Below are 1,972 nucleotides of genomic sequence, written 5' to 3'. Positions count from 1 at the left end.
CAAATGGGATTGTCGCAACAATCTTAGCCTCGATTTTTTTACGCAAGACCATCAGAGGTTGTGGCTGTGGCGCATACACATCAAGTTGCACACGATAGTTGTCTAAATCTGTATCCTCCAGCGCACTGTTAGGCGTGATGCTGGCAAACTGGATCACTATGGCGGGATAATGCCCTTTGCCTTCGGGTAATACCTGAAAAAAAACCCTTCCATCGACAAGCGGTGAAAGGGTCTCTTTTAATTGCTGTATCATGATCTCTACCTTGCTTTTTCAATATCCTCTTTGAGTGTTTGAACTATCACTTTAGCCGTCGCTTCCTTTTTTGCTTCAAAGCTGGGGCGCATAAACGGTTGTGCGGGCATCTTGGCGGTACCAAACTCGACAAACCACCAATAAAATGGATCATTCGGGTTCAATGCTGCATTTTTTCCCGTTGCTTGTTTAAAGGCAGACACCTTTTTACCCGATAATGATTTCACCCAAATGCGCGTTTTAACTTGCCCATTACGCAGCACTTTCGTTTTAGAACGAATATTGCGCTTGAGGGTGCCTTTGCGTCGATGCGGTACCTTTTCCTTAAGGATAGGCACTCGATGTTTGATTTCCTGCTTTAATTCCATCGCTCCCGCATTCATCGCTTTTCGGGCAATACGTTTACCCACATTTTTCTCCAACGCTTTTAAGCATTGCGAGAGTTCAGCTAACCCACTGATTTTAATATCCCCCATCATTCACGCCCTCTTTGCACATCAATTGAAGCTCTCGATGACGCTCTTCAGGATCAATAATGGCAACAATATCGAATATACGTGAGCCAAAACGGACTCGCATAGTGGATTTTACCTGAGGGAACCAGCGCATACGTATTCTGAAGGTAGTTTCACTTTGCACCTGTTGCGCCTGAAAATATTCACGTCCACGTAGAGGTTCAACACTTGCATGAATATCTTTTAACACGTCACGCCAAATGACTTCATCCCCACTTATCCGATTAGGCTTGGGCTCAGGTTGTTGAAGGGTGATGATATGACGAAATCGTCCTGCAGCAGTTCCTATCATTGTCACCTCACAAAATAGTCGGTTTGTGCATGGACCCCAACAAACAGGTGACGGGATAAGGCAGCATTCCTTGGGGATAAAGCGCAATATCGACACCTTCTCTATCCCTATCTCTTATACCAATTAAGATTAAAATGGCATCCTTTACTCGATAAAAATCGGGGGATTGCTTAAGTTTCGTTTCGTCTCCTTGAAATCGTTCTACCCAACTTTTCACATGATCAAGGACAGCTGCTGTCGCCGCGTTAATTTTTAATTGCAAATCCGCATCATCAAAATCATGATCAATACGTAAGTGAGATTTCACCTCCTGCAATGTAACGATGTTCATCATTTCGTGTCTCTCCCGTCTCGTCCACGTTTCACTATCAACGTCCAGCCTTTGGAATGTAATTCCCCTGGCTTGTCCTTGGTGGGTTCATTACAGTGCCACAATGAGCCTCCCCAAGTGACTACATCCCCTTTTTGATAAGGCAACGCTCTGTTTATGGCAAAAACACCTTGATATATCATTGTTGGGAAAACATATTTGGTTTGTACCATCTCCCCATTGCTTAGTATTGAATTAACTAATAAGGTCCTTTCATCTTGAAGTGACCAAGCTAGGCTACTGCACCCTCTGACAATGCACTCCCAACCATGCATCCCTTTTGTTTGCTCGTAGGCGCGCCATAATCCCCCATGATGCGTCGCTAGAGTGCCACGCGCATAACTTTTGGTTTCATCAATATCGGGAAGGATGTCAATATTAAAGGCATCTTTACCATCTCGACCATCCTTGCCATCTCGACCGTCTTTCCCGTCTTTCGGCACAGGAAGTGCTTTTACCGTAGCACTCACTTCAGACATGACAAGTGCTTTAACCTCTTCTACGGTGACACTCGAGCCGTCTTTACCGTCTCTGCCATCCTT

4 protein-coding genes and 1 pseudogene are annotated in these 1,972 nt (G+C 44.8%); all 5 read right to left on the bottom strand.

The window, feature by feature from the left end; translation table 11 throughout:
• Nucleotides 1–253: tail completion protein gp17 (gene gp17, locus HMPREF0693_RS08080; RefSeq protein WP_004244746.1), on the bottom strand; the 253-nt coding region annotated here is incomplete at its 3' end.
• Nucleotides 254–258: 5 nt separating this feature from the next.
• Nucleotides 259–732 carry an HK97-gp10 family putative phage morphogenesis protein gene (locus HMPREF0693_RS08075; RefSeq protein ID WP_004244745.1) on the bottom strand — a complete coding sequence of 158 codons (474 nt, stop codon included), beginning with the start codon at nt 730–732 and terminating at the stop codon, nt 259–261.
• Nucleotides 716–1,060, bottom strand: a complete 345-nt coding sequence (locus tag HMPREF0693_RS08070; protein WP_004244744.1) for a phage head closure protein — start codon at nt 1,058–1,060, stop codon at nt 716–718. Before HMPREF0693_RS08070 ends, HMPREF0693_RS08075 begins: the two co-directional genes overlap by 17 nt.
• A 7-nt stretch (nt 1,061–1,067) precedes the next feature.
• Entirely contained in the window at nt 1,068–1,394 is a 327-nt protein-coding gene (locus HMPREF0693_RS08065; protein ID WP_004244743.1) for a head-tail connector protein, read from the bottom strand.
• Nucleotides 1,391–1,972: pseudogene (locus HMPREF0693_RS08060) on the bottom strand (hypothetical protein); the annotation flags it as partial. The gene HMPREF0693_RS08065 and the pseudogene HMPREF0693_RS08060, both read right to left, overlap by 4 nt.

This window comes from Proteus mirabilis ATCC 29906 (assembly GCF_000160755.1).
Lineage (GTDB): Bacteria > Pseudomonadota > Gammaproteobacteria > Enterobacterales > Enterobacteriaceae > Proteus > Proteus mirabilis.
The sequence above is the reverse complement of the archived record's forward strand: the minus strand, read 5'-3'. Positions and strand labels throughout refer to the sequence as shown.